The organism is Caballeronia sp. (assembly GCF_049581465.1).
In the GTDB taxonomy this organism is placed as follows: domain Bacteria; phylum Pseudomonadota; class Gammaproteobacteria; order Burkholderiales; family Burkholderiaceae; genus Caballeronia.
In genome coordinates this window covers 1-2,156 of sequence record NZ_JBAUSA010000314.1, presented here as the reverse complement: position 1 = coordinate 2,156, position 2,156 = coordinate 1, and the positions used below count along the sequence as shown (strand labels likewise).

The window sequence follows — 2,156 nt, the reverse complement described above, 5'->3', positions numbered from 1 at the left end:
ATTTTCTTGCTTATTACTGTTAGCCCCTATCCGGGGCGGGACTTCATTTCTGATATGACTTTCCGTGTCAACCGCTGGTTTGGCGGTTTTCATCTCTTCTGTTCCTACAATTTCCTGAGGGCGGCGTAGCAAGTAACACTCGACGGTGAATCAATCTGATATTCGCGGGTTGGTTACCGCATTACAGTGATCCGTTTCGTGAGCCTGCCGCTAACTTTGCACGCAAGTCGGCGTGAACGTTGATAAGCCGTTGCCAAGAAATGCCGCGGGTAACTCTAATTCCGGGCTACGCCGCCTTCAGGAAACTGCCTGCGATTCGTTGCAAAACTGCTGTTGCGGGTGCGATTCAAACCGCCGGCTTGGGCGTGTTGATTGCTTGCTCGATGCCCAGACGGCCGATGTCCCAGACAAACCCGGCGAGTTCGCGGGCGATCGCAACGATCGCAACATTCTTGTTTTTGCCCTTCGCCAGCATTCTTCTGTACCGTCCACACAGACGCAGTTGTGCGTCCCAGGCTCGATCGACAATCACCTTGGGCACGCCCTCATGACGCTGCTGAATCTCGGGGCTCACCTTGGCCGTATGCCGATAACTCCAGGCGGCCTCGATCAGCAACTTTCGCGCGAGCGAGTTGCCCGTCTTGGTGATGCTGCCCTGGCGCCGGCTGCCCCCCGAGGAGTACTCCGAGGGCGTGACGCCCAGCCACGCCATCAACTGTCGAGGATGGGCAAAGCGCGTCACATCGACTATCTCCGAGAGCAAGCCAACGGCGGTGGTGAACTGGATGCCGCGCATGGTCTGCAGAGCGAGCACGGCGGGATAAAAGCGCCACTGCGTCACGGCTTCACGCAAGGCCGACTCAAGCCGCCCGCACTGCGCAAAGCGGTCTTCGATCGCGCGACGCAACTCGCTGAAAGCGAGGTCCTGCCATGCGTTGCCGAATGAGAACGAGCTGATCCAGCGCCGATGCGAAGGCCCCCAGTTCGCCGTACCCGCGTATCGCACGGCGTGGGCGAGCAAAAATGATTTCAACGCCTGGCGTGCGCGTTTCAGGGCATCGCGCGCAGCGGCCCAGACGCGCGCAAGATCGCGAAACGCCTCGTCCTCGACAGTGGGCACATGCACCGCACTGAGGTCGTCCGCGCGCAGTGAGCGCACGAGTTTGACCGCGTCGCGGCGGTCGGTCTTTACGCGATCGCCGGCTTTGCGCGGGATCAGCGAGGGGGCGCACACCATGCATTCGAAGCCTTTGGCAGCGAGGCGCCGCTGCAGGTCGTAGCCCAGAGGACCGGCTTCATAAACGATTTTTAAGTGGCGAGCCTTGGATTGAAGCTTCTTGCACAGCCGATCAATGTCGCGTGCGCTCGTACCGATCTTGCCGAACACTTCGACATCGCCGCTGCCTAGCGCGTAGGCGACGGTAATCGAGTCTTTGTGAACATCCAGGCCGACAAACAACGTGATATCGTTTTGCATGCTGGGCTCCGTGTTGGAAACAAAACCTATGAGTGACGGGTTCGCCCTCACTGTTACGGCTCTGGCTCAATGCTAACCCGCGTGTTTTAGCTCCGTCACGGGGGCCAGCCCTTACTGCTCACGGAAGTCATACTAACTTTGCAAACGCGCAAAGAAACGAAGCAAAGAAACGCGTTTTAAACCGCCAATTTTTAAGTGTCGTCGTCGATCACTTCAGGCTTTTGGCACGAACGTAGCGCGGCCCCAAATATTTAACCCGCAGTCGAACACCCCCTCAAGCTCGAACGGCGCGCATACGCTTCGCCTCGACCGCCCCAACACGTTGCCGCTAGCGGCATGTGAAGCGCGACGCGAGCGGACTGGGGGCTGGGGTGGCACGATAGGACTGAGCTTTTAGTGCCGGTGGCTGACCTATTTGAGGGCGGCATTTAGCGTGCGTGCGTTGATTACGGCCATTGAGGCGAAGCGTGTGTGCGCCGTTTGAGCTTGGGGTGGGTGTTCAACTGCGGGTTAATGCGTGGGGGCCGTGCTACGTTCGGGCCAACAGCCTGAAGTGTTTGCTATGGACACTTAAATGTTAGCGGTTTGAAACGCGTTTCTTTGCTTCGTTTCTTTTCGCGTTTGAAAAGAAATGAAGTCCCGCCCCGGACAGGGGCTAACAGTAATAAGCAAGAAAATC

1 protein-coding gene is annotated in these 2,156 nt (G+C 58.0%); it reads right to left on the bottom strand.

Annotated elements, in window-relative coordinates; genetic code table 11:
* Positions 1–346: 346 nt before the first annotated feature.
* Positions 347–1,477 carry an IS110 family transposase gene (locus WCA53_RS07775; protein ID WP_423907637.1) on the bottom strand — a complete coding sequence of 377 codons (1,131 nt, stop codon included), beginning with the start codon at positions 1,475–1,477 and terminating at the stop codon, positions 347–349.
* Positions 1,478–2,156: the final 679 nt, after the last annotated feature.

Excerpts from the sequence above, each read along its gene's own strand:
- WCA53_RS07775 (WP_423907637.1), bottom strand. The coding sequence starts at position 1,477 with ATGCAAAACGATATCACGTTGTTTGTCGGCCTGGATGTTCACAAAGAC.